The 23,853-nt window shown below is 69.0% G+C and carries 20 protein-coding genes; 15 read left to right on the forward strand and 5 right to left on the reverse strand.

Going from position 1 to position 23,853, the window contains the following annotated elements:
* The first annotated feature begins 52 nt into the window (after positions 1-52).
* From OX958_RS34975 to OX958_RS34995, 5 genes are all read left to right on the forward strand, one after another.
* Positions 53-1,216 carry a Gfo/Idh/MocA family protein gene (locus OX958_RS34975; protein ID WP_270134694.1) on the forward strand — a complete coding sequence of 388 codons (1,164 nt, stop codon included), beginning with the start codon at positions 53-55 and terminating at the stop codon, positions 1,214-1,216.
* The gene (locus OX958_RS34980) at positions 1,213-2,403 is read left to right on the forward strand and encodes a dihydrodipicolinate synthase family protein (protein WP_270134696.1); all 1,191 of its coding nucleotides are present in this window, start codon (positions 1,213-1,215) and stop codon (positions 2,401-2,403) included. Before OX958_RS34975 ends, OX958_RS34980 begins: the two co-directional genes overlap by 4 nt.
* A complete protein-coding gene (locus OX958_RS34985) occupies positions 2,400-3,215 on the forward strand; it encodes a sugar phosphate isomerase/epimerase family protein (RefSeq protein WP_270134697.1) in 816 nt (271 codons plus the stop codon). The genes OX958_RS34980 and OX958_RS34985 overlap by 4 nt, the downstream gene beginning before the upstream one ends.
* A 44-nt stretch (positions 3,216-3,259) precedes the next feature.
* Complete coding sequence (locus tag OX958_RS34990) at positions 3,260-4,033, forward strand: sugar phosphate isomerase/epimerase family protein (RefSeq protein ID WP_270134698.1); 774 nt, start codon at positions 3,260-3,262, stop codon at positions 4,031-4,033.
* A 237-nt stretch (positions 4,034-4,270) separates the two neighbouring features.
* Positions 4,271-5,701 carry a diguanylate cyclase domain-containing protein gene (locus tag OX958_RS34995; protein WP_270134700.1) on the forward strand — a complete coding sequence of 477 codons (1,431 nt, stop codon included), beginning with the start codon at positions 4,271-4,273 and terminating at the stop codon, positions 5,699-5,701.
* A gap of 105 nt (positions 5,702-5,806) precedes the next feature.
* On the opposite strand, the gene OX958_RS35000 is transcribed toward OX958_RS34995, so the two are convergent.
* The gene (locus OX958_RS35000) at positions 5,807-6,268 is read right to left on the reverse strand and encodes a hypothetical protein (protein WP_270134702.1); all 462 of its coding nucleotides are present in this window, start codon (positions 6,266-6,268) and stop codon (positions 5,807-5,809) included.
* Positions 6,269-6,282: 14 nt separating this feature from the next.
* The gene (locus OX958_RS35005; RefSeq protein ID WP_270134703.1) at positions 6,283-6,768 is read right to left on the reverse strand and encodes a GNAT family N-acetyltransferase; all 486 of its coding nucleotides are present in this window, start codon (positions 6,766-6,768) and stop codon (positions 6,283-6,285) included.
* Positions 6,769-6,866: 98 nt separating this feature from the next.
* On the opposite strand from OX958_RS35005, the gene OX958_RS35010 reads away from it, so the two are divergent.
* From OX958_RS35010 to OX958_RS35045, 8 genes are all read left to right on the forward strand, one after another.
* Positions 6,867-8,447 (forward strand): alkaline phosphatase D family protein, encoded by a 1,581-nt coding sequence (locus OX958_RS35010; RefSeq protein ID WP_270134704.1) that lies wholly within the window; start codon positions 6,867-6,869, stop codon positions 8,445-8,447.
* Between the two features lie 76 nt (positions 8,448-8,523).
* A complete protein-coding gene (locus OX958_RS35015; protein ID WP_442913238.1) occupies positions 8,524-9,399 on the forward strand; it encodes an aldo/keto reductase in 876 nt (291 codons plus the stop codon).
* A 70-nt stretch (positions 9,400-9,469) separates the two neighbouring features.
* Entirely contained in the window at positions 9,470-9,814 is a 345-nt protein-coding gene (locus OX958_RS35020) for a tetratricopeptide repeat protein (RefSeq protein ID WP_270134705.1), read from the forward strand.
* Positions 9,815-10,227: 413 nt separating this feature from the next.
* Positions 10,228-11,331 (forward strand): hypothetical protein, encoded by a 1,104-nt coding sequence (locus tag OX958_RS35025; RefSeq protein ID WP_270134706.1) that lies wholly within the window; start codon positions 10,228-10,230, stop codon positions 11,329-11,331.
* 10 nt (positions 11,332-11,341) lie between these two features.
* Positions 11,342-12,178, forward strand: coding sequence for an ACP S-malonyltransferase (locus OX958_RS35030; protein WP_270134707.1), 837 nt, complete (start codon positions 11,342-11,344; stop codon positions 12,176-12,178).
* Positions 12,179-12,192: 14 nt separating this feature from the next.
* Positions 12,193-15,786 carry a type I polyketide synthase gene (locus OX958_RS35035; RefSeq protein WP_270134708.1) on the forward strand — a complete coding sequence of 1,198 codons (3,594 nt, stop codon included), beginning with the start codon at positions 12,193-12,195 and terminating at the stop codon, positions 15,784-15,786.
* A complete protein-coding gene (locus tag OX958_RS35040) occupies positions 15,786-17,147 on the forward strand; it encodes an MATE family efflux transporter (protein ID WP_270134709.1) in 1,362 nt (453 codons plus the stop codon). Before OX958_RS35035 ends, OX958_RS35040 begins: the two co-directional genes overlap by 1 nt.
* Positions 17,144-18,589 carry a condensation domain-containing protein gene (locus OX958_RS35045; RefSeq protein ID WP_270134711.1) on the forward strand — a complete coding sequence of 482 codons (1,446 nt, stop codon included), beginning with the start codon at positions 17,144-17,146 and terminating at the stop codon, positions 18,587-18,589. The genes OX958_RS35040 and OX958_RS35045 overlap by 4 nt, the downstream gene beginning before the upstream one ends.
* Here the strand turns inward: OX958_RS35045 and OX958_RS35050 are convergent.
* Complete coding sequence (locus OX958_RS35050) at positions 18,555-20,249, reverse strand: glycosyl hydrolase family 28-related protein (RefSeq protein WP_270134712.1); 1,695 nt, start codon at positions 20,247-20,249, stop codon at positions 18,555-18,557. The genes OX958_RS35045 and OX958_RS35050 overlap by 35 nt on opposite strands.
* A 185-nt stretch (positions 20,250-20,434) precedes the next feature.
* On the opposite strand from OX958_RS35050, the gene OX958_RS35055 reads away from it, so the two are divergent.
* Together OX958_RS35055 and OX958_RS35060 are read left to right on the forward strand one after the other, a co-directional pair.
* A complete protein-coding gene (locus tag OX958_RS35055) occupies positions 20,435-21,568 on the forward strand; it encodes an LLM class flavin-dependent oxidoreductase (RefSeq protein WP_270134713.1) in 1,134 nt (377 codons plus the stop codon).
* Entirely contained in the window at positions 21,565-22,182 is a 618-nt protein-coding gene (locus OX958_RS35060) for an FMN reductase (protein WP_270134714.1), read from the forward strand. Before OX958_RS35055 ends, OX958_RS35060 begins: the two co-directional genes overlap by 4 nt.
* Before the next feature lie 123 nt (positions 22,183-22,305).
* Here OX958_RS35060 and OX958_RS35065 read toward each other — a convergent pair whose 3' ends face one another.
* Together OX958_RS35065 and OX958_RS35070 are read right to left on the reverse strand one after the other, a co-directional pair.
* Positions 22,306-22,956, reverse strand: a complete 651-nt coding sequence (locus tag OX958_RS35065) for a class I SAM-dependent DNA methyltransferase (RefSeq protein WP_270134715.1) — start codon at positions 22,954-22,956, stop codon at positions 22,306-22,308.
* 44 nt (positions 22,957-23,000) lie between these two features.
* A complete protein-coding gene (locus OX958_RS35070; protein WP_270134716.1) occupies positions 23,001-23,771 on the reverse strand; it encodes a TetR/AcrR family transcriptional regulator in 771 nt (256 codons plus the stop codon).
* Positions 23,772-23,853 lie beyond the last annotated feature (82 nt).

Consider the following 23,853-nt stretch of genomic DNA (forward strand, 5'->3'; position numbering starts at 1 on the left):
TCCGCACGGCCCCACACCCCGCGCAGCGTTTGCGCCGAAGAGAGGTAGCACAGTGAACGATCGACACGTCGGCATCGTGATGAACGGTGTCACCGGCCGGATGGGCCTGCGCCAGCACCTGGAGCGCTCCATCGTGGCGATCCGCGAGCAGGGTGGTATCCCGGCCGCTGACGGGACGATGATCATCCCCGAGCCGATCCTGGTCGGCCGGAACGAACTCAAGCTGAAGAACATCGCCGACAAGTACGGTCTGAGCCGCTGGACCACCGACCTGTCCGAGGCGCTGGCCGAGCCGGACGTCGAGATCTACTTCGACTCCCAGCTCACCCAGCTGCGGGAGAAGGGCGTCCGCGCCGCCGTCGAGGCCGGTAAGGCGATCTACTGCGAGAAGCCGATCGCCGAGGGGCTGGAGGCGGCCGTCGACCTGGCCCGCCTGGTACGCGACTCCGGGCTGAAGAACGGTGTCGTGCAGGACAAGCTGTCGCTGCCCGGCCTGCGCAAGCTGAAGCGCCTCGTCGACGGCGGCTTCTTCGGCGAGATCCTCTCGGTCCGCGGCGAGTTCGGCTACTGGGTGTTCGAGGGTGACTGGCAGGAGGCGCAGCGGCCGGCCTGGAACTACAAGACCGAGGAGGGCGGCGGCATCGTCGTCGACATGTTCTGCCACTGGCGGTACGTGCTCGACCAGATCTTCGCGCCGGTGAAGTCGGTCTACTGCCAGGGCGCCACCCACATCCCGACCCGCTACGACGAGCAGGGGCAGGCGTACACCGCCACCGCCGAGGACGCGGCGTACGGCGTCTTCGAGCTGGAGGGCGGGATCATCGCGCAGCTCAACTCCTCCTGGACCACCCGGGTGTTCCGCGACGAGCTGGTCGAGTTCCAGGTCGACGGAACCGAGGGCTCCGCGGTGGCCGGCCTGCGCAACTGCCACGCCCAGCACCGCTCGGCGACCCCGAAGCCGGTCTGGAACCCCGACATCCCGGCGGAGTACTCGTTCCGCGACCAGTGGTCCGAGGTGCCCGACAACGAGGTGTTCGACAACGGCTTCAAGGTGCAGTGGGAGATGTTCCTGCGGCACATCGTCGACGACGCCCCGTTCACCTGGGACTTCGTCGAGGGCGCCAAGGGTGTCCAGCTGGCCGAGCTCGGACTGCAGTCGTGGCGCGAGGGACGCAAGCTGGAGGTCCCCGCGCTCGACATCGAGACGCGCGCATGACCCTGTCGTTGCGGCTGCCCGACGGCACCGGTGGGCTCCAGAGCTACCAGCTCACCGGTACGCCGGTTGCCCACGGCACCTATCAGCCGGCCACCAGCCGGCTCGCCTTCGCGGCGGCCCACGTGGTCTCCGACCCGCTGGCCGACAACTCCCCCGGCGCTCCCGCGGTGATCGACTGGGAGCACACCCTCGGCTTCCGTCGCCACCTGTGGTCGCTGGGCTTGTCGGTGGCCGAGGCGATGGACACCGCCCAGCGCGGTATGGGCTTGGACTGGCCTGCCACGCAGGAACTGATCCGGCGCTCGGCCGCCGAGGCGCCGCTCCGTCCCACCAGCCCGGGTTCAGGTGCTGCGGAGAAGCAGATCGCCGTGGGCGTCGGCACCGATCACCTTGCTGCCGGAGTTCATGGGCTCGACGCGGTGATCGCCGCCTACGAGGAGCAGTTGGCGCTGGCCGAAGAGGTCGGCGCCCAGCCGATCCTGATGGCGAGCCGCGCGTTGTGCGCCTCCGCGGGCTCACCCGACGACTACCGCAAGGTCTACGACCGGCTGCTCGGCCAGTCGACGCGGCCGGTCGTCCTGCACTGGCTCGGGTCGATGTTCGATCCGGCGCTGGACGGCTACTGGGGCAGCGATTCGCTCGACACCGCGGCCGACGTGGTGGTCGACCTGATCAACGAGAACGCCGGCAAGGTCGACGGCATCAAGATTTCGTTGCTCGACGCAAGCAAAGAGATCGCGTTGCGCAAGCGCCTGCCCGCGGGCGTCCGGCTCTACACCGGCGACGACTTCAACTACCCGGAGCTGATCCGCGGCGACGGCGAGCACCACAGCGACGCGTTGCTCGGCATCTTCGCCGCGATCGCGCCGGCGGCGGCTGCCGCGCTGAAGGCGCTCGACGACGGCGAGCTGACGAAGTACGACGAGATCTTCGCGCCGACCGTGCCACTGGCACGGCAGATCTTCTCCGCTCCGACCTACTACTACAAGACCGGAATCGCCTTCCTGGCTTGGCTGAACGGCCACCAGCCCGGCTTCGGCATGGTCGGCGGCCTGCAGACCGGCCGGTCGCTGCCGCACCTGGCCGACACGTTCCGGCTGGCCGACGCCGCCGGAGTACTGACGTCGCCCGAGCTGGCCGTCGACCGCTTCCGCAGACTGCTCGTCGTCGGCGGGGTCGACGCATGAACCGCTACAGCCTGAACCAGGCGACCACGAAGTACTGGTCCCTCGAAGAAGTAGTTGCCGCCAGCGCCGAAGCGGGGCTGTCCTGGATCGGCCTGTGGCGCGAGCCGATCCAGGAGTACGGCGTCGACCGGTCGGCGAAGCTCGTCGCCGAGGCCGGACTGCGGGTTTCGTCCTTGTGCAGAAGCGGATTCTTCACCGCGACCGACGCCGCCGAGCGGCAGGCGAAGATCGAGGACAACCGCCGCGCGATCGACGAGGCGGCCACCCTCGGCACCGACGTACTGGTGCTCGTCAGCGGCGGCCTGCCACCCGGCTCCCGCGATCTCGACGGCGCCCGCGGCATGGTTCGCGACGGCCTGGCCGAGCTCGCGCCGTACGCCGGGGAGCGGGGTGTCCGGCTCGCCGTCGAGGCGCTGCATCCGATGTTCTGCTCCGACCGTTGCGTCGTCTCGTCACTCGGTGGAGCACTCGACCTGGCCGAGCAGTTCCCGGTCGAGCAGGTCGGGGTGATCGTCGACGCGTACCACCTGTGGTGGGACGCCGACGTCTACCGGCAGATCGAGCGGGCCGGCGACCGGATCTGTTCCTACCAGGTGAGCGACTGGACCACCCCGCTGCCGGCCGACAACCTGCTCGGCCGCGGCATGATGGGCGACGGCGCGATCGAGCTGCGCCGCCTGCGGGAGGCCTGCGACGCCGCCGGGTACGACGGACCGGTCGAGGTCGAGATCTTCAACCAGCAACTGTGGGACGCGCCGGGTCAGCAGGTCTTCGACCTCTCCCTGGCGCGCTACCTGGAACACGTCGCCTGACCGATGTCGCCTGACCGATCCAGCACTCGAAGGAGCAAGCTCCCATGAGCGACCGGACCACTCCCGCACGCAGCATCCCGGCCGAGGGCATCGGCATGCACCTCTACACGATGCGCGAGGCGCTCGCCGCGGACTATCCCGGCACGCTCCAGCGACTGGCCGAGATCGGCTACCGGACCATCGGGGTCAGCGGCCGCTTCGGTCACTCGGCCGAGGAGATCCGCTCGTACGCCGATGCGGCGGGTCTCGAGATCGTGCTGGAGCACGTCGGCTACCCCCGGCTGACCGACGACTGGGAAGGCGCGCTCGCCGATGTCCGCACGCTCGGCGGCCAATGGGTCGTCGTACCGTCGCTGCCGGCCGAGCTACGGACGCCTGACGGTTTCCGGGAGGCGGCGCGCGCCTTCGCCACGGCGGGGCAACTGGCGAAGAAGGAAGGGCTGAAGCTGCTCTTCCACAACCACGGTCACGACTTCGCCGAGGTCGGCGGGCAGGTGCTGTTCGACATCCTGCTGGACGAGGTGGAGCCGGAACTGCTCGGTTTCGAGCTCGATCTGTACTGGGTGGTCGACGGCGGGCGGGACCCGGCCGACTACTTCCGCGGGCATCCGGGCCGCTTCCCGGCGTTGCACGTCAAGGACATGGCCGCCGACGGATCGTTCGCGGACGTCGGCACAGGCCGGCTCGACTTCGCGGCGATCTTCGCCGAGGCCGAGTCGGGCGGGGTCCGGCAGTGGCTGGTCGAGCACGACGCCCCGGTCGACGAGTGGGAGTCGGCGCGTACGTCGTACCGGGCGCTGGCCGAACTGCGCTACTGAACCTGGGGCCCGGACGGAACCTGACGCTACGTGTCAGTAGGCGTATTCTCGTCACTGACTGCACGCGGCCGGCTTCCGTCCGGCACAATGAGTGGGCCGTGTCGCACTGGAAACCGTCTTCCGGCACGGGCAGTCTGTCACTCTGAAGAAGGGTCCTCATCCACGGCGAGGTCCCGTGAGGCCGCCGATGCCGTGACGCCGGAGAGATCGCACGTGCAGAACGAGCCCACTGTACGGATGACCGCAGTACGCCGCCTCTACGAGGTGAGCGCCCGGATGGGTGCCGGGCGAAGCCTGGCCGAGACGCTGCAGGCGGTCGTCGACGGCGTCGTGAACGGCCTCGGCTTCGGCATCGCCGTGCTGAACCTGCGGCAGCCCGACGGCAAGTTCGAGGTGATCGCGGTGGCCGGCTCCCCGGAGGCCAAGGAGGCGCTGCTCGGCACGATCAGCGCGGCCGACATCTTCGACGCCGAGTTCGCGCTCGCGGACCACTGGGGTGGACTGCGGTTCGTCCCGCACGAGCGGCTGCCCGAGGGCGGGGAGATCGTCGGCTGGGTGCCCGAGATCCCGGTGCCCTCCGAGGCGGACGCCTGGCACCCGCTCGACGCGCTGTTCGCGCCGCTGCACTCGTCCGACGGTGAGCTGGTCGGGATGCTGTCGGTCGACCTCCCCGAGGACCAGCGCAGACCGGGCGAGATCCGGCGGGAGCTGCTGGAGATCTTCGCGACCCAGGCCGGCCTGGCGATCGACAAGGCCCGGCTGACCGACCAGTTGCTGGCCGAGAAGGCCCGGCTCGAGGCGAGCGAGACGACCTTCCGGATGGTGTTCGAGGGAGCCGGCAACGGGATGGCGACGATCGCCTTCGACGGGCCGGAGGCAGGTCGCATCCTGCGCGTCAACGACGCCTTCTGCCACATCACCGGTTACACGCCGGGCCAGCTGGTCGGCACCACCTTCGTCGACTACCTGCGCGACGAGAAGACCGGGCAGACCGAGCGGGAGATCGAGCAGCTCGCGACCGGGCGCGGCCCGTACCGGTTCGAGCGGACCTTCCGGCGGACCGACGGCAACGACATCTGGCTGGGCGGCACCGCGGCGATCGTCGATCAGGGCAAGGAACTGCCGAAGATCATCCTGATCCAGATCGACGACGTGACCGCGCGCAAGGACGCCGAACGCGAGTTGCGGCACCATGCCGCCCACGACCCGCTGACCGGTCTGCCGAACCGGCGGCTGCTCCAGCACCGGTTCAAGTCGGCGCTCCAGCGGTCGCGGCAGACCGGGCGGCGTGGGGTGCTGCTGTTCTGCGATCTGAACCACTTCAAGCAGGTCAACGACAAGTACGGGCACGAGGCCGGTGACAAGGCTTTGCGGGAGATCGCCGATCGGCTGCTCACCGAGGTCCGGCACGGCGACACGGTGGCGCGCCTGGGCGGCGACGAGTTCGCGGTCCTGGCCGAGGACATCGACGGTGACGATCTCGACGTCCTGGTCCGCCGCCTCGACGAAGCGATCAGCCGGCCGCTGGCCGGGATCGACGTACCGGTCACGGCCAGTATCGGCCTGGCCGTCGTCAGCCCGTACGCCGCCGATCTGGACGAGTTGCTGCGCACCGCCGACAACGCCATGTACGAGGCCAAGCGTGTCTACCGCGCCAGCCACGGCTAGCGGACACAGCGACAGGCAGTACTACTGCCAGAGCGCCTGAGTCACGCTCAGCGCGCCGGCTCGAAACGGCCGCAACGGCACTACTGCCTGTCGCTGTGTTCGGGTCTAGCGGGTCGGACGCTCCCGCCGGCGCTTCTTCCTCGCCGGTTCCGGCTGCTTGTCGGTCTGCCAGTCCTGCAGGATCGAGATCGCCGCCTCGTTGTGCCGCTCGACCAGTGGGATCACCCGGCCGGGGTTGGCGAAGGCGAAGATCGGCGTCCAGCGCGCCTTGCCCTCCGCGGTCTTCCAGCGCACCGCCGGGAAGTTCGTGATCGAGACGATCTCGTCCCGCGCGATCCGCCGGCTCCGCAGCAGGCCGTGCACCTCGATCCCGTCGTCGTCGAACACCACCCCGAGCCGCCACCCCAGCAACGCCAGGTAGACCGCGGCTCCCACGCACACCAGCGCTCCCACGATCACCACCGCCAGCGGCAGGTCGTCCCGCAGCGCGATCACCACGACACCCACCAGCAGCGGCCACACCGAGGCGTTACAGATCCGAGTGATCAAGAGCGGTTTCAGTTCCACCCCCTCATTCTCGCTCAGCGGGTTCCAGCGGATCCGAGCGGCTGGTCGGTCAGGCGGTAGGTGGTCCAGCCGTCCTGGGGAATGGCGCCGAGGGACCGGTAGAAGTCGATGGCGGGCGTGTTCCAGTCGAGGACGGACCATTCGAGGCGTTCGTAGCCGTTGGCGACGCATTCCTCGGCCAGGGTGGTGAGCAGCGCCTTGCCCAGGCCGGAACCGCGGTGTTCGGGGCGGACGAAGAGGTCCTCGAGATGGATGCCGTGAACGCCGCGCCAGGTCGAGTAGTTGAGGAACCAGAGCGCACAACCGACCACCTGCTCCTCCACCAGAGCGACATGGCAGAAGACGGCGGGCGCCGTACCGAAGAGCGCGGTGTGCAACTGGCCGGCGGTCAGGCGGCACTCCTCAGGCGCGCGTTCGTACTCCGCGAGGGCGTGGACCAGGTCGACGATCGCCGGTACGTCGGCCGGCCGGGCGCGGCGGATTCGGTCAGCTGTCTGCATCTGCCCATCCTCTCTTGCCGTGACGTTCACCTGGCGCCGGAAAGGTGAGCAGCCGCCCCCATCGAACCTCCCGCCCATCTGCTCCCGGAGGAATCCCCATGGTTGTTTCCCGTCGTCGCTTCATCGGTCTCGGAGGCGCGGGCACTGCCGCGGTTCTCCTCGGCACCGGCGCCTGGGACGCCTCGACCACGTACGCCGCCCCGGCCGGCCGCGGCAATCCCTTCTCCCTCGGCGTCGCCTCCGGCGACCCGCGGTACAACAGCGTCGTGCTGTGGACCCGGCTCGCGCTCGACCCGTACGCCGTCGACGGCCGCGGCGGGATGCCCGCCAGGCCTGTCCGGGTCGAGTACGAGATCGCCCGCGACCCGAACTTCCGTCACCCCGTACGCCGGTCCAGCGTGGTCGCGACGCCCGAGCTGGGGCACTCGGTCCACCCGGAGGTCAACGGCCTGCTGCCGGACCACGAGTACTACTACCGGTTCCGCGCCGGTGGCGAGATCTCGACGGTCGGCCGGACCCGCACCACGCCGCACCCGCTCAGTTCGCCGCGGGAGGTGCAATTCGCGTTCGCGTCGTGCAACGCGTGGCAGGACGGGTTTTTCACGGCGTACCAGCATATGGCGGAGGAGGATCTCGACCTGGTCGTGCACCTGGGCGACTACCTCTACGAGTCCGGGGTGAAGACGAACCGGCGTGGTGTGGTGACCGATCCGCGGTTCCACACCGAGACGTTCGACCTGGCGCGGTACCGGCTGCAGTACTCGCTCTACAAGTCCGAGGCGCCGCTGCAGGCCGCGCACGCCGCGCATCCGTGGATTCACACGTTCGACGATCACGAGGTGGAGAACAACTGGGCCGGCGACCTCTCGCAGGCCGACACCGAGCCGGATCAGGACCCGGTGGTGTTCCGCGCCCGCCGGGCGCAGGCATTCCAGGCGATGTACGAGAACCTTCCCCTGCGGCACGAGCAACTGCCGAAGGGGCCGGACGGACGGTTCCACCGGCGGCTCCCCTACGGGCGGCTCGCCGACTTCACCATCCTGGACACCCGCCAGTACCGCTCGGACCAGCCGTGCGGTGACGGCGCATCCTCGACCTGCGACGACCGGTTCGACCCGGACAACACGATGCTCGGTGGCAAGCAGCGCCAGTGGCTGCTCGACGGGTTCCGGCAGTCCAGGGCGCGCTGGCAGGTGCTCGGCAACCAGGCGCCGATGGGTCAGACCGACTGGACGCCGGGTCCGGAGACGTACGTCTGGCTCGACCCGTGGGACGGTTATGTTGCCGAGCGCAACAAGGTGCTGGCGGCGGCGCAGGACAGCGGCGTCCGGAACCTGGTGGTGATCACCGGCGACCGGCACCAGAACTACGCCCTCGAACTCAAGCGCGACTTCGCCGACCCCGGCTCCCGCACCGTCGGGACCGAGTTCGTCGGTACGTCGATCACCAGTGGCGGCGACGGCGCCGACACCACCCCGCAGGGGGTGCAGTTCCTCGAGGCGAACCCACACCTCAAGTTCTTCAACTCCCAGCGCGGCTACGTCCGGGTCACCGCCGACCGGGACCGCTGGCGCTCCGACTTCCGCGTCGTCCCGTACGTCACCCAGCCCGGCGCGCCGATCACCACCCGCGCCACCTACGTGGTCGAAGACCGCGATCCGCACGTCCACGTCGTCTGAATTCAGCAGGACACCTTCTGGCTCTCAGTGGTTTTTGTTGTTGGAAAACTGAGTCGGGCTGCGGGAGGTTGGGAGTATGGCTACCGAAACTTCCAGCACCCGCAGCATCGGCGACGTCCAGGTCAGTCCGATCGGGCTCGGCGCGATGCCGATGTCGATCGAGGGCCGGCCCGACGAGAGCCGCTCGATCGCGACGATCCACGCGGCACTCGACGCCGGGATCACGCTGATCGACACCGCCGACGCGTACCACCTGGACTCCTCCGACCTCGGTCACAACGAGACGCTGATCGCGAAGGCGCTCAACTCGTACGGCGGTGACACCTCCGGTGTGCTCGTCGCGACCAAGGGCGGCCACCTGCGGCCGGGCGGCGGCGCCTGGACGCTGGACGGCTCACCGGAGCACCTGAAGCAGGCTGTCGAGGGGTCGCTCAAGCGGCTCGGCGTCGAGGCGATCGGCCTCTACCAGTTCCACCGGCCGGACCCGAAGACGCCGTACGAGGAGTCGATCGGCGCGATCCGGGACCTGCTCGACGCGGGCAAGATCCGCCAGGCCGGTATCTCCAACGCCAACCCCGGGCAGATCCGCCAGGCCGGCGAGATCCTCGGCGGCCGGCTGGTCTCGGTGCAGAACCAGTTCTCGCCCGCCTTCCGCTCCAGCGAACCCGAGCTGGAGCTGTGCGCCGAACTCGGCATCGCCTTCCTGCCCTGGTCCCCGCTCGGCGGCATCTCCAAGGCCTCCGAGCTCGGCGACCAGCACCCCGCCTTCCACACGCTGGCCGCGGAGCTCGGCGTCAGCCCGCAGAAACTGACCCTGGCCTGGATGCTCGCCAAGTCCCCGGTCGTCATCCCGATCCCCGGCGCCAGCCGCCCGGAGACCATCCGCGACTCGTACTCCGCGGCCGAGCTGACCCTCACCCCCGACCAGGTCGCCACGCTCGACGCGGCCTGACCTCGCTCACCCAGGGAGTACCGGCGGAATACCTCCGGTACTCTCTGGCGTTCCACCAGGCATGGAAGACATGCGTGCGTTGAGCTACGGCCTCGGCCAGCAGTACTTCGACGACCGGAACTACCGTGCCGCGATCCAGGCACTGCTCCCGATCGTCGAGCAGACCCCGGAAGACGTGGGCACCCGCCTGTTGCTGGCGCGCGCCTACTTCCACAGCGCCCTGCTGAAGCCCGCGGAGCAGCACCTGCTGGAGATCATCGAGCGGACTCCGACGGAGTACTACGCCCATCTCCTGATGGCTCGCACCCTCGAACGCCTGAACCGCGCCGAGGAGGCGACCAAGCACCGCCGGATCACCGCGGCGCTCACCGGCGACGACTCCCACCTGGCCTCGCAAAGCCTCAGTGCCAAGTAACACGATGGTCATCTGAATGATGCGGCTTGACACCTTGCGTTCATCTGGACGCTGAGCGTCAGGGATTACTGGATTCGCAGCGAATCCACTGGTAGTGTCCTGCTCGTATCTCCGGCCGGGTATTTCTTTGGTGGAAGAGACCCGGCCGGCTCGTCAATCTGTTGCGGTCAGAAGCGCACACTTTGTGGGGAATGCGCGCTGCTTCTACCTGCTCGCCGGTTTGATCACAGTCGCTCCAGCCGGCCTCGCCCCGAGTAGACAGGCCTGCCATCAAACCACCCTTCGATCGGTCGCCCGCGGCTTGACCGCTTGAGCTGACCTCGCATCCTCAGAACCCTTCAGTCCAAGGCTGTTGCCCCGCCCGGCGGCGGCCGCGGATTCGCTGCGTGCTGCCCATTTTCGGTGAGGCGAACATGCGTACCCTTCTGCTTTTCGACGGGCTCGGTGGCAACCAGGCCGGCCTGCTCGCCAGCCTCCGGGAGTTGTCCGGCCGGCCGGAGAACCAGGCGTATTTCCAGACCGTATTCACTGCCCTGAACGAGACCCTGGAATACGCCGGCGCCGAGCTGGAAACAGCGTACCTACCGGCCGGACTGCCATTGAAACAATGGCTTGAACCAATGGCGGAGATATCCGCTGCCAACTGGTCCGAATCGGTTGTGGCGGGAATTCTCGTGCACGTCCAGCAGCTCTGCCGGCTGCAGCCGACCGAGTGCGGCGCCGACCCGAGCGTGGTGGCTTCGTTCGGGCACAGCATCGGGCTGCAGGCGGCCCTGGTCGCCGGGCTGCGGATCCGGCGACTCGACCAGTTCCTCGTCACTGCCTCCAGTTCGCTGAAACTGGTCCTGCTCAGCCTGCTCCGGGCCCGGCACCTCACCGCGGGCGACCAGCCCGACCCGGCCGTCGTCGAGCGCTACCTGACCACCGCGGACAAAGCCCGTACGCCGAGCCCGATGGCATCCGTCACGGGACTGCCACGAGCCGAGCTGCAGCAGCTCGTCACCCGCTACAACGACGAAGCGGCCCGCCGGCCGATCACGGTCAGCCTGGCGAACACCCCCACCGCGCAGGTCCTGAGCGGCACACCCGCCGACCTGCTCGACCTCCACTTCTCCTCGCTGAGCGGCGCCGCGGCGCAGTGGGCGTTCCTGCCGAACACGATTCCCTTCCACAGCGACCGGCTCGGCCCGGCCGTCCAGCAGGTCCGTGACCGGGATCTGGACTTCATCGGCCCGTTGCCGGCACCTCACGACCTGGCCGTTCCGGTCTACGCGACCGACGGGCCCCGCAACCTGCAGCACTCCGCCGACCTGGCCGACGAGTACCTGGAGCAGGTGTTCGTCCGGCCGATCGACTGGCCGCCGGCCGCCGTGCACGCGGTCGGCGACGCCAAGGCCGAACTGGTCGTCGACTGCGGGCCGGGCGCCGCCGCTCGCCGCTTCACCCGCGAGTGCCTGCGGGACGACCGCTCTGTCCGCTTCGAGTCCATCCAGCAGTTCTCGCGTCGAGTCCGATAGGAGCACCGCCATGCGTTGTCTGCTTTTCCCCGGCCAGGGTGTCCAGAAGAAGGGCATGGGCGCTGAACTGTTCGGCGCCTTCCCGGCCGAGACCGCCCTCGCCGACGAGATCCTCGGCTACTCGATCGAGGAACTCTGTCTGCGAGACCCCGACCGCCGGCTGCGGGACACCCGTTACGTGCAACCGGCTGTGTTCTTCGTCAACGCGCTGCTCGGCCGGCAGCGGATCGCCGAGCAGCCGGGCGGCTACCAGTACTTCGCCGGCCACAGTCTCGGCGAGTACAACGCGCTGGTCGCCGCCGAGGTGCTCGACCTGGCCGCCGGGCTGCGGCTGGTGAAGCGGCGGGCCGAGGTCATGTCGGCGATCACCGTCGGCGGGATGTCCGCGGTTCAGGGGCTTCCGGTGGCGTTCGTCCGGCGGGCGCTGACCGAGACCGGACTGAGCAAGGTCTTCGTGGCCAACCTGAACGCCGACGTGCAGACCACGATCGCCGGTGACCGCGCCGAGATCGCTGTTGCGGGCAAGGCGATCTCGGCACTCGCGGGCGCCCGGGTGATCCCGATCAACGTCAGTGGGCCGTTCCACACGCCGTTGATGGAGCCGGCCGAGCTGGAGTTCCGCGAAGTGCTGGCCGCGGTGGAGTTCGGTCCGGCCAAGACCCCCGTGGTGTCCGGAGTGACCGGCGAGCTGTTCGACCCGGCGGAGGGCGCCGAACTGCTGGCCCGCCAACTGTCCGCGCCGGTCGAGTGGGTCAGGACAGTCACCACGCTGCGCGCCCAGGGCGTGACGGAGTTCGACGAGGTCAACGGCCAGACGTTGAGCTCGCTGCTGACCAGGATCAACTGAGGAGACCGACCACCATGACGAAGACCCAGAACACCGACATCGCGATCGTCGGACTGTCGGTGGACGTACCGGGGGCGCAGGATCTCGACGCCTTCTGGCAGATCATCAGCTCCGGCACCAGCCTGACCCGGCCGTTCCCCACCGGCCGGGGCGACAAGCTGCGCGAGTACGTCCGCTACCTGCGCGCGACCAGCGTCGACCCGGTCGAGGACACCGAGATCGAGTACCACAACGGCAGTTTCCTGGACACCGTCGACACCTTCGACTACTCGGTGTTCGGAATGAACCCGCGGCAGGCCACGCTGACCGATCCGCACCACCGGATGGTGCTCCGGACGATGTTCCTGGCCTTCGAGGACGCCGGCTACTCGATCGACCGGCTGCGCGGGACGAGTACCGGGGTCTTCGTCGGCTTCGCGGTCAACCCGGGGTCGACGTACCTGGACTACATCTGCCGGATCGACCCGTCGGTCGGCCAGCAGGCGATCACCGGCAACATCCCGACCATGCTGGCCAACCGGCTGTCGCACTTCCTCGATCTGCGCGGCCCCAGCCTGGTCGTCGACACCGCCTGCTCCGCGACGCTGGTCGCCGTCCATCAGGCCAAGAACGCCCTGCTGGCCGGTGACTGCGAGATGGCCGTGGTCGGTGGCGCCCGGATCGTCTTCGCGCCGATCAAGCACCCGCACTCCAACATCGGCATCGAGTCCTCCGACGGGGTCACCCGGACCTTCGACGAGGCCGCCGACGGGACCGGCTTCGGTGAGGGCTCCGGCGCCGTCGTGCTGAAGCGGCTCGAGCAGGCCGTCGCCGACGGGGACCAGATCTACGCCGTGATCAAGGGCAGCGCGGTCAACCACGACGGCAACACCGAGGGGATCACCAACCCCGACTCGGACTCGCAGGCCGACCTGCTGATCCGGGCCTGGCGCAACGCCGACGTCGACCCACGCACCATCGGCTACCTGGAAGCCCACGGTACGGCGACCCGGGTCGGCGACCCGATCGAGCACGAGGGGATGAAGCGCGCCTTCGCCAAGCACACGGCCGACCGCAACTTCTGTGCCGTCGGGACGGTCAAGGCCAACGTCGGCCACCTGTTCGAGGGGTCCGGCGTGATCGGCCTGATCAAGGCCGTCGCCGTCCTGCGCAACCAGCAGATCCCGCCGCAGGCCAACTTCCACCACCCGAACCCGAAGCTCGACTTCGCCGCCGGGCCGCTCTACGTCTCGACCGCCCTCGAGCCGTGGGAGTCCCCGGACGGACCGCGCCGGGCCGGCGTCAGCGCCTTCGGCCTCGGCGGCACCAACGCGCACGCGGTGGTGGAGGAGTACCTGCAAGCCGACGAGCGCCCTGCGTCAGAAGCCGGAGAGTTCCTCTTCACCCTCAGCGGCGCGACGGTCTACTCGCTGACCCGCCTGGTCGAGCGCTATTCGAAGTTCATCGACGACGGCGGCCTGGACGGCGTGGACCTGGCCGATGTCTGCTACACCAGCCAGGTCTCACGCAGTTCGCACCGGTTGCGGATCGCGATGGTGATCAAGGACCTGGCCGACCTGCGCAGGCAGCTGCCCGCGCCCGACCCGATCGACCCGGCGAGCCCGTACGCCGAAGCCGCGCAGGCCTACCTGGGCGGCCGGTCCGTCGACTGGAAGGCGCTCAACGGCGACCGGCGGCCGCGCATCGTCCGGCTGCCCAGCTACGTCTTCGACGAATCCGTCGCCTGGGTGCAGTTCCCGGACAACTGGCGGTCGAACATGTCACTGACCAGCACCGAGGTCCGGCACCCGGTCACCCACGACATCGAGTTCCAGCCCGCGCCGGCGTTGCCGATCGCGGCCGTCCCGACCGGCACCAAGGTCGTCGTACTGATCGACCCGGACACCGGGGCCGAAGAGCTGCTGGCCGCCGCGCAGCTCGGCGAGGCCAAGGTGATCCGGCTCTGCGAGCCGGTCCGGCCGGGCGGCGAACTCCTTGCCGCGGACAACGTGAAGGCCTTCGAGCAACTCGCTCAGCTGGTCGCCGACGAGCAGGTCACCCACCTCGTCCACGCGCTCGCCTTCGAGTCCAAGGCCGCCACCGGGATCGACGAGATCGAGCGGCGGAACACCAAGAACCTCGGCAGCCTCTTCCTGCTCTCCAAGGCGCTGATGGCCGCGGGCGTCAAGGTCGACCTGACCGTGCTCACCCACTACGCCGTCGCCGCGGCGGACGGCGACGCCGAGGTGGTGACCGAGAACTCGGCGCTGGTCGGGTTCGGCAAGGTGATCGGCCGCGAGTACCCGTACATCAAGGTGAAGCACCTCGACATCGACCTGGCGGTACCGCCCGCCGCGTTGCGCGCCGAGGTCTTCGCGCCGGAGTACGGGGTGTTCCTGCTGCGCGGCGAGCAGCGGTTGCACGAGGTGTTCGTCGAGGTACCGGAACTGGTTGCCGATGGCCCCCAGGACTATCTGAAGCCGGGCGGCACCTATCTGATCACGGGCGGCACCGGCGCGCTCGGACTGGCGGTGGCGAAGTCGTTCGCGACCGCGCAGCCGGAGGCACGGCTGGTCCTGCTGAGCCGCTCCGGCCTTCCTCACCAGGAGGACTGGGCCGAGTTGCTCGCGTCGGGTGATGCTCTGGCTGAACGCATCCGCGCAGTACAGGAGCTGGAGGAGCTCGGCGCGACGGTCGTGGTGCGGTCGGCGGACGCCGGTGATCCGAAGTCCCTGGCCGATGCGGTCGGGTGGATCCAGGGTGAGTACGGCCGGATCGACGGGATCGTGCACGCGGCTGGGTTGCCCGGTGGCAGCACGGTGATGTTCCGGCAGCCGGAGGACTTCGACGCCGTCGTACGGGTCAAACTGCAGGCGGCGTTCATGCTCGATCTGCTGACCAAGGACGATCGGCCCGACTTCGTCGTGCACTTCTCCTCGGTGGCCTCGGTCTTCCCGGCTCCCGGTCAGGCCGACTATGCCGCAGGCAACTACTACCTCGACAACCTGGCCCGCTCCCAGGCCGGCGGCTCCTGCCGGGTGATCGCGCTCGACTGGGTCGCCTGGAAGGAGATCGGGATGGCGGTCGACCACGGCACCAACGGCGACACGATGTTCAAGGCGTTGCCGACCGCGGTGGGGCTGGACCTGCTGGATGCCGGGTTGCGGTCCGGCCGGTCCCGGTTGTTCGCCGGAGAGCTGCACTACCGCGGCGAGCTGATCCACCTGCTCAAGTCGTACGACGTCCGGTTGTCCGCCGACATCGAGGCCAAGGTCGAGCTGGAACTGCTCGCGCTGGACGAACGGCTACGGCAGGCGGCGGACAAGATCAAGGCCAACGTCGCCTCGGTGGAGGTCGAGGTGGAGGGCCGTCCCGACGGCGACTACACCGACGTCGAGCGGACCGTCGCGCAGTGTCTGGCCTTCGCCTTCGGCTACCCGTCCCTCGACGTCGAAGCGGACTTCTTCGATCTCGGCGGCGACTCGATCATGGCCGCGTCGGTGGCGAGCAACCTCGCGGTGGTGCACGGCGTGCAGTACGAGATCGCCGATCTGCTGGCGGACCGGACGATCGCCGAGATCGCGTACCACCTGGAGTCGCTGATCGAGTTCGAGGCGGATGTGGCCTGATGGCCGACCTGACGACCGGCCCGCCGCTGCGGCGGATCGTGGGCTTCGCGCTGCCGTTGACCGCAGCCAACCTGGTCGGCCAGAGCTATGTCCTGATCGACAGCATCGTGGTGGGCCGGTACGTCGGGATCGAGGGGCTCGCCGCGGTCGGCGCGGCCGGCCCGCTGTTCTACCTGCTGAACGCGATGTTCATCGGTCTGAGCACGGCCTTCACCATCCGGCTGGCGCATCTGCGGGGTGCCCAGCAGGACGGTGAGCGGCGCGGCGTGGTGCTCTCACTGGCGCTGGTGACCGTGATCTGGTCGGTCGGCTGCATCATCCTGGCCACCGTGCTGGCCCGGCCGGTGCTGGGGTTGATGGGCATCCACGGCGACCTCGCCGACGACTGCTTCGTCTTCATCAGCACGCTGTCGATCGGCTTCCCGGCGATCTTCGGCGGCGCCGCGGTCAGCGCCTACTTCCGCGGCCTGGGCGACTCCCGCTCGGCGATGTGGGTGGCGGCCTTCGGCAGCGTGCTCAACATCGTGCTGGTCTGGTGGTTCGTCTCACCGCTGCGGATGGGCATCAGAGGAGCCGCGCTGGCGACGGTGCTGGCCAGTACGGCGGCACTGCTGGCAGGACTCGCGTACGCCGCCAGGAGGTACCCGTTGGCTGCCGGCGACGGGCGTCCCGCCGTACGGCGGGAGCTGGTCGACGCCGTCCGGCTCGGTTTCCCGCTGGCCAGTCAGCACATCATCCTTGCCCTCGGCATCATGATCCTGGTCTGGATCATCCAGGGCTACGGCGAGGTCGTGCTGGCCGCGTTCACCGTGGTGGCGCGGATCGAGCTGTTCACCGCGATGGTGTTCCTGGACTTCTCCGGTGGCGTCACCGCGTTCGTCGCGCAGAACCTCGGCGGCGAGCACCGGGCCCGGGCCCGGCGTGGCCTGCTGCAGACGATCTACCTCACCATCGGCGTCTCGCTGGCCGTCTCCGCGGTCGTCCTGCTGGCCCGCGGACCGATCGCGGGCCTGTTCACCGACGACGCCGAGGCACGGGCACTGACCGAGCGGTACCTGTTGATCATCTACCCGTTCCTGGCCCTCTACACCGTGATGGTCGTTGCCCACGGCTACCTCAACGGTTCCCGCCGGACCACGGCGCCACTGATCTGCACGGTGATCGCGTTCGTCTGTGTCCAACTGCCGTTCGCCTACTTCCTGAACGGGCCGTTCGGGATCGACGCGGTGATGTGGGCGGTGGTCGCGAGCTGGACCGCCGGCCTGGCCTACACGGCCTTCTGTCTGCGCGGGGTGCTGTTCGACCGGACCGCCCCGGTACTGCCCGTGCCCGCCGACCCACTGGAGACGAGCAAATCGTGATCACCGAGAGCACCGCCCAGGTCGAGTTCTTCGGCGGCCGGGCCCGCGTCGCCCCGCTCGCCTGGGGGCAGCAGGGCAGCTGGGACGTCATGCGGGACTGGCTGCTGCAGGACAAGCCGTTCTTCGTGGTCACCCGATGGCAGTCGATCCCGCTGCTGCTCGGTCTGCCGGACGTGCTCGCGGTCCTCGGCGAGCTGATGATCCGGCACGAAGGGCTGCGCACGCTCTACCACGCGACCGAGCGCGGTGACGCTCAGCAGGAGGTGCTGGCCGGCGGCTCGGTGACCATCACGGTCTTCGACCGCCCGGCCGAGGACCCGGTCGAGTTCTCCGACATCGTGGCGGACTGCCTGGTCCGGGCGGAGGCGGACCACTTCGACCACGAAACCCAGGTGCCGGTCCGGTTCTACGTCGCCATGCACCAGGGCATTCCGGTGCTCGCGGTGTTCGGGATCTCGCATCTGTCCGCCGACTACAGCAGCGCGGATGTGGTCTCGGCGGACCTGGCCGCTCTGCTGCAGGCCCGCGCCGACGGGACCGGCGTACCGGCGGTCAAGGCTGCTTTGCAACCGGCGGACCTGGCGGCGTACGAGAACTCTCCCGAAGGGCAACTGCTCAACGTCGAGGCTCTCAGCCACCTGCGCGAGCAGCTTCGGCTGATCCCGGCTACTCCACTGCCTGCTCGCCACGAGCCGGCGTCGCCGCGGTACTTCCGCGGGGAGCTGGAATCCGAGGCGATCCCGGTCGCCGTCCGCGCCGCCGCCCGCAAGCGCCGGACGACGACCTCTGTCGTGCTGCTCTCCATCACCACCGCGCTCGTCCGCTGCTTCGCCCCCGGACCGGCGGTCGGCGTCGACCTGATGCAAGGCAACCGCGGCTCGGCCGAGTCGATGCACAGCGTCAGCAGCCTGAACCAGGCCGTCCGGACCGCCCTCCACCTGACCGGCGAATCCTTCGAAGACATCCTCCGGCAGTCCGAAGCGGTGACCAGCGCCGCCCGGCGCCACAGCCGGTACGACGTCCGCGCCGCTCGCGAGGTCTTCCGGGTGGAGGCGGACCGCCGGGGCGTCGAGCCCGAACCAGGCTGTCAGTTCAACGACATGTGGTCGACGCTGCCCCGGCCGTCGGGGCGGCCGGACTCGTCGGCGGCCGAGCTGGACCGGTTGCTCACGGCCTCGACCTTCGACTGGCCGCAGAAGTCGGAGATCGAGGGCATGGCGTTGTTCCTCGACACCAGAGGGACAGCCGAACGGATCAAGCTGTCCCTCCTGGCCGACACCGCGCTGCTCTCGCCGGGCGAGATCCAGGGTTTCCTGTTCGCCTTCGAACAGGTCGCGGTACTGCTGGCTTCGTCGGTCCCGTCGCTGGACCGGATCTCGGCGCTCTTCGCCGGTTGCAGCGCGGAGGTCAGCTCGACCGCTGGGCGGAGTACAGGTCGGTGACCTTCGGGCGTACCGCGGGCTGGTAGCTGCCGTTCTCGAGATCGCCCTGGAAGTCCCGGGGCAGGCCGCTGCCGCCGGCGGTGAGGCCCTGGAGCCCGACAGTGATGCTGCGCGGCGCCACGTCGGCGAGGTCGATCGCGTAGGAAACTCCGGTGCTGATGCGGATGTTCCAGTGGGCGATGCGGGCGCCGAAGAGCGGACCGGAGGCTGCTGAGCCGCCGACCCGGCCGTTGTTGGTCAGGGTGATGTCGGTCCGGGCGTTCTCGAACGGCATCGCCCGGTGGGTGTCGAAGGTGCCTTCGGCCATCGTGCCGCGGCGCCAGACGTTGCCGGCCGACAGTCCCTCCAGGTTGAGCCCGTGATGGAGCGCGCCGTCCGGAAGCGGGACCGCGAACTTCTCGATCTCGAAGCCGTCGACCAGGTTGTCGTGCGCCTGCATCCGGCAGGCGAAGCTGTGGTGCGCGGACCGGCCGCCGACCACGACATCGGTCAGCGTGACCGCCTTGGTGGTGGTGAAGCCGAAGCCGAGATCGCAGTTCTCGACCCGGACGTCGTCCGCCCAGCAGTCGTGGACCGCCTGGAAACAAAGGCCGTTCGAGCCGGGATGCCGGTTGTGGATCGTCATCGGCCGCAGCTCGTTGCGGATGGTCAGGGACTCCACCCCGACGTCGTGCACGGTCGGCCCGAGCGCACGGATGCGTGACGGCCAACTCGGCCGCAGGTCGTAGCGCAGCGGCTGGGCCAGCCTCACCAGGCGGCTCCCCAGCACTGCCTCGATCCGGACCGGCCACTGCAGGGTCGCGTACTGGATGTACTGACCACCCGACCCGGTCGTCAACTGCGGCGCTTTGGTCGGCCAGTTGTAGTCCCGGGTGCCGGCGACATCGCCCGCCACGTGCCGCAGTACGCCGGCGTCAGCCGGGTTGTCCGTCTCCAGGACGACGAGATCGCCCGCGGCGAGGCGGCTGGTGTCCGAGACGAGCAAGGTCCGCTGGCCGCGGGAGGCAGCGCTCACCTCCGCCAACGTGTCGCCGAGCAGCCAGCCTTCGGAGGCGGCGAAGTCCTCGGCCTCCGACTTGGCCTTCCGCTCGGGCGCGATCACCCAGATCTGCCCACCGGTCCAGGACCAGCGACTCTGCAGGCTCGGCTGCAGGTTGGGCCGGTAGGACTCGTCGAGCGGCTTGGTGAAGTGCAGGACGGTGTCGTCGGACCCGGAGCCCTTCAGGACCACGTTGGACCAGTGCATCCAGATAGGTGAGTCGAGGCGGTAGGCGCCCCGGGGTACGACGACAGTCCCGCCGCCGCGCTCACCGGCGTACCGGACGGCTGTGTTGAAGGCTGTGGCCGCGTCGGTGTCGCTGCCCGGCCGGGCGCCGAAGTCTGTGACGCGGGCGACGACCTTCGGCCTGCGTGGGCGTTCGCCGCCGAGGTACCCGGCGTGGGAGATGTCAGGGATCAGTGGATGCGCGCCGTTCGCCTCCGCCCATTGGTTCAGCAACTCTTCGGAGAGGTCGCGGGGCTTGGCCGTTGTTCCGCGTGACGGGACTGGCGCTGCCGCGGCGGGAACGGCTGCGGCCATTGGCAGAGCAGCGGCGGCCGGAAGCGCGGCGGCTCCGCCGAGCAGCAGACGGCGACTGACTTTGGGGTTGCGCTGTGACATAGGACGGCACTCCTCGGGGCGGTGAGGGTTTCGTGTGGCGGGACCTAGTTTCACTGGATGGGATCGCGCTGGCAAGAGGTCGTCCACCGGCACACTGGACCGGGAATGCCACCGCCGGCAAGTGGCGTTACCCCGGTCAGATAGTTTAATACTTAATCGTCATCACGTGCGACCAAGGAGTCGAGATGCAGTTCGGTGTGTTCACCGTCGGCGACGTCACCCAGGACCCGGTCACCGGGCGGACCCTGAGCGAGGCCGAGCGGATCAAGGCGATGGTCACGATCGCGCTGAAGGCCGAGGAGGTCGGTCTCGACGTCTTCGCCACCGGGGAGCACCACAACCCGCCGTTCGTGCCGTCGTCCCCGACCACGATGCTCGGCTTCATCGCCGCCCGGACCTCGAAGCTGATCCTGTCCACCTCGACCACGCTGATCACCACCAACGACCCGGTGAAGATCGCCGAGGACTACGCGATGCTGCAGCACCTGGCCGACGGCCGGGTCGACCTGATGATGGGTCGCGGCAACACCGGTCCGGTCTACCCGTGGTTCGGTCAGGACATCCGCAACGGCATCCAGCTCGCGGTCGAGAACTACACGCTGCTGCGCCGGCTGTGGCGCGAGGACGTGGTCGACTGGGAAGGTAAGTTCCGCACCCCGCTGCAGGGCTTCACCTCGACCCCGCGCCCGCTCGACGACGTCCCGCCGTTCGTCTGGCACGGCTCCATCCGCAGCCCCGAGATCGCCGAGCAGGCGGCCTACTACGGTGACGGCTTCTTCCACAACAACATCTTCTGGCCGATGTCGCACACCAAGCAGATGATCGACCTGTACCGCCGCCGCTTCGAGCACTACGGTCACGGCTCCGCCGACCAGGCGATCGTCGGTCTCGGCGGCCAGGTGTTCATGCGGAAGAACTCGCAGGACGCGGTGCGGGAGTTCCGGCCGTACTTCGACAACGCCCCCGTCTACGGACACGGGCCGTCGCTGGAGGACTTCAGTCGGGAGACCCCGCTGACCGTGGGCAGCCCGCAGGAAGTGATCGAGCGGACCCTGACCTTCCGCGAGAACTTCGGCGACTACCAGCGGCAGTTGTTCCTGATGGACCACGCCGGCCTGCCGCTGAAGACGGTGCTGGAGCAGCTGGACCTCCTCGGCTCCGAGGTCGTCCCGGTGCTGCGCAAGGAGTTCGACTCGGCGCGGCCGGCCCACGTTCCCGAGGCGCCGACCCACGCTTCGCTCAAGGCCGCAGCGCAGCGCCGCCACGACCTGGAGACGGTGAGCCCGGAGGTCGTCGGGCTGGACGGGACCGTACGATGACCCAGCCTGCAATGGCGGAGCGCACCATCGCCGTGGTGAGCGCGGGCCTGACGACGCCGTCGTCGACTCGCTTGCTCGCCGACCGGTTGACCGCCGCCGTTCGCGACCAGCTGGACGGCCGCGGTACGCCGTACCGGGTGGTGGTCGTCGAACTGCGCGACATCGCTCACGAGCTGACGAACAACCTGCTCACCGGCTTCCCGTCGAGGGAACTCGCCGCCGTACTGGAGTCGGTCGTCCGCGCCGACGCGCTGATCGCCGTGACGCCGACCTTCAGCGCGTCGTACAACGGGCTGTTCAAGACCTTCTTCGACGTACTGGACGACCAGGCCCTGTCCGGCAAGCCGGTGCTGCTCGGCGCCACCGGCGGCACCGAGCGGCACTCGCTGGTCCTCGACTACGCCCTCCGCCCGCTCTTCGTCTACCTCAAGGCGATCGTGATGCCGACCGGCGTCTACGCCGCCTCCTCCGACTGGGGCACCGGCGCCGGCAAACTCCACCCCAGGATCGACCGTGCCGCCGCGGAGCTGGTCGATGCCATCGGCAACGAACGCCGGGCGGCGGTGGACCCGTTCTCCCACCCGACCTCGTTCGAGGATCTGCTCAACAGCTGAGGCCCAGGGGCGGTTCGCGGACAGAACGACAGGCAGTAGTCACCGATCACCGGATGGCGGCGAGCCGACTGAGCGTGCGAGGTCGCTCCGTTGCCGACTACTGCCTGTCGTTGTGTCCAGACTTCACCGCTGCGCGACCAGCACCAGGGACGGGACGCCGGCCACGCTCTGGTCGACGCGGAGCTCGGCCACTCGGCTGAGGCCCGCCGCCGTCAGCAGGGCCCAGAGCGGTTCGGGTTGCCACAGGTGGGTGGTCCAAGTGACCGGCAAGCCGCCGTACGCCTCGGCTCTGCTGCGCTCGCCGTCACCCAGGTGGGTGGCGATGATGAAGTGCCCGCCCGGCACCAAGGCCCGCGCGAAGGACCGCAGGACCTGCGCGAGGACGTCGCGCGGCAGGTTGAACAGCGACCACCACCCGAGAATGCCGCCGTACGACGAGTCCGCCAACTCCAGTTCGGTCGCCGAAGCGACGGCGAACCGCTGCTCGGGAAACCGGCGGCGGGCGTGCTCGATCATCCGGGCCGACAGGTCGACCCCGGAGACATCAAGACCCCGCCCGGCCAGGTAGGCGGTGACATCACCGGGACCGCAGCCGACATCCAGCACGGGCCCGAGCCCTTGCACCGCGTTCGCGAAGCCGTCGATCGCCGTCCGCAGCCAGGGGTACGCGTTGACGTCCGTGAGGTTCATTTCGACGTAGTTGTCGGCGACACGATCGTAGGAAGCACGAACGAGGTCGAGGTCGGCAGGCTGGTCGATGGGTACGGCGCTCATGGTGGCGGATGCTAGCGGCTGGGACCGGGCGAGCGCGTCGGGAACTAGCTGCGGTCGGCGATCAGCAGCGCCGTGCCGTCGAGGATGCGGGTCAGCCCGAAAGTCAGCGCATGCGCCGGATCCATGGTCGCCTGGTAGGCCTCGCCGGCCGACGTGCCGACCCGCCCGGCCAGCGGGAACCGATCGGCGACTCCAGCCATGTAGCGCTCGAGAACCGGGCTGGTGGTCAGCCACCACTCCTCGTCCGACATGCCCGAGTCCTGCTGGGTCCGCACCTGCTCCGCACCCGCGCGAGCCGTCCCCAGCACATGGGTGAGGACCAGCGCCAGCGTCGAGTCCATCTCGACGTCGGTCAGCCCGAGCCCGTCCAGCGGCCGCAGTTCGGCCTCGTACTTGAGGGTGATGTTCGGACCCAGGGCGTTGCGTCCCGCCGGCACGTCGTGAAGCCACGGATGCTGGACCAGTAGCTCCCAGTTCCGGCGGGCGATGAACTCCAGCGCGCCCCGCCAACCACCGGGCTGCCGCGCGGGCTCGTCCACATCGGCGTACAGATCGCCGTAGACGCTGTCGAACATCAGGTCGGTCAGCTCACCCTTGCCCGGCACATGGGTGTAGAGCGACATCGTCCCGACCTTCAGCTGCTCCGCGACCAGCCGCATCGAGACGGCCTCCAGCCCGCTGGCGTCGGCCAGTTCGATGGCGGCGGTGACGATCGCGCGCACCGTCAGTCCGGACCGCCCCGGCTTGGTGTGGCTGCCCCAGAGCAGGGCCAAACTGCGCGCGGGATCAGGTGCCGCGGCCTTCTTGCCGCTCACAGCTTTCCACTCACGGGAACAAACTCCAGCCGGTCGTCGTTGACTCGATCGTACCCGAGTCGTACGGTGTACGGTACGGCCT

The sequence above is a fragment of the Kribbella sp. CA-293567 genome, from assembly GCF_027627575.1.
Taxonomy (GTDB): domain Bacteria; phylum Actinomycetota; class Actinomycetes; order Propionibacteriales; family Kribbellaceae; genus Kribbella.

Coding starts and splice junctions, on each gene's coding strand:
- OX958_RS35040 (WP_270134709.1), top strand. CDS start 15,786: ATGGCCGACCTGACGACCGGCCCGCCGCTGCGGCGGATCGTGGGCTTC.
- OX958_RS35060 (WP_270134714.1), top strand. CDS start 21,565: ATGACCCAGCCTGCAATGGCGGAGCGCACCATCGCCGTGGTGAGCGCG.
- OX958_RS35035 (WP_270134708.1), top strand. CDS start 12,193: ATGACGAAGACCCAGAACACCGACATCGCGATCGTCGGACTGTCGGTG.
- OX958_RS35050 (WP_270134712.1), bottom strand. CDS start 20,249: ATGTCACAGCGCAACCCCAAAGTCAGTCGCCGTCTGCTGCTCGGCGGA.
- OX958_RS34990 (WP_270134698.1), top strand. CDS start 3,260: ATGAGCGACCGGACCACTCCCGCACGCAGCATCCCGGCCGAGGGCATC.
- OX958_RS35055 (WP_270134713.1), top strand. CDS start 20,435: ATGCAGTTCGGTGTGTTCACCGTCGGCGACGTCACCCAGGACCCGGTC.
- OX958_RS35065 (WP_270134715.1), bottom strand. CDS start 22,956: ATGAGCGCCGTACCCATCGACCAGCCTGCCGACCTCGACCTCGTTCGT.
- OX958_RS34980 (WP_270134696.1), top strand. CDS start 1,213: ATGACCCTGTCGTTGCGGCTGCCCGACGGCACCGGTGGGCTCCAGAGC.
- OX958_RS35015 (WP_442913238.1), top strand. CDS start 8,524: ATGGCTACCGAAACTTCCAGCACCCGCAGCATCGGCGACGTCCAGGTC.
- OX958_RS35020 (WP_270134705.1), top strand. CDS start 9,470: ATGCGTGCGTTGAGCTACGGCCTCGGCCAGCAGTACTTCGACGACCGG.
- OX958_RS35025 (WP_270134706.1), top strand. CDS start 10,228: ATGCGTACCCTTCTGCTTTTCGACGGGCTCGGTGGCAACCAGGCCGGC.
- OX958_RS35005 (WP_270134703.1), bottom strand. CDS start 6,768: ATGCAGACAGCTGACCGAATCCGCCGCGCCCGGCCGGCCGACGTACCG.
- OX958_RS34995 (WP_270134700.1), top strand. CDS start 4,271: ATGACCGCAGTACGCCGCCTCTACGAGGTGAGCGCCCGGATGGGTGCC.
- OX958_RS35030 (WP_270134707.1), top strand. CDS start 11,342: ATGCGTTGTCTGCTTTTCCCCGGCCAGGGTGTCCAGAAGAAGGGCATG.
- OX958_RS35010 (WP_270134704.1), top strand. CDS start 6,867: ATGGTTGTTTCCCGTCGTCGCTTCATCGGTCTCGGAGGCGCGGGCACT.
- OX958_RS34985 (WP_270134697.1), top strand. CDS start 2,400: ATGAACCGCTACAGCCTGAACCAGGCGACCACGAAGTACTGGTCCCTC.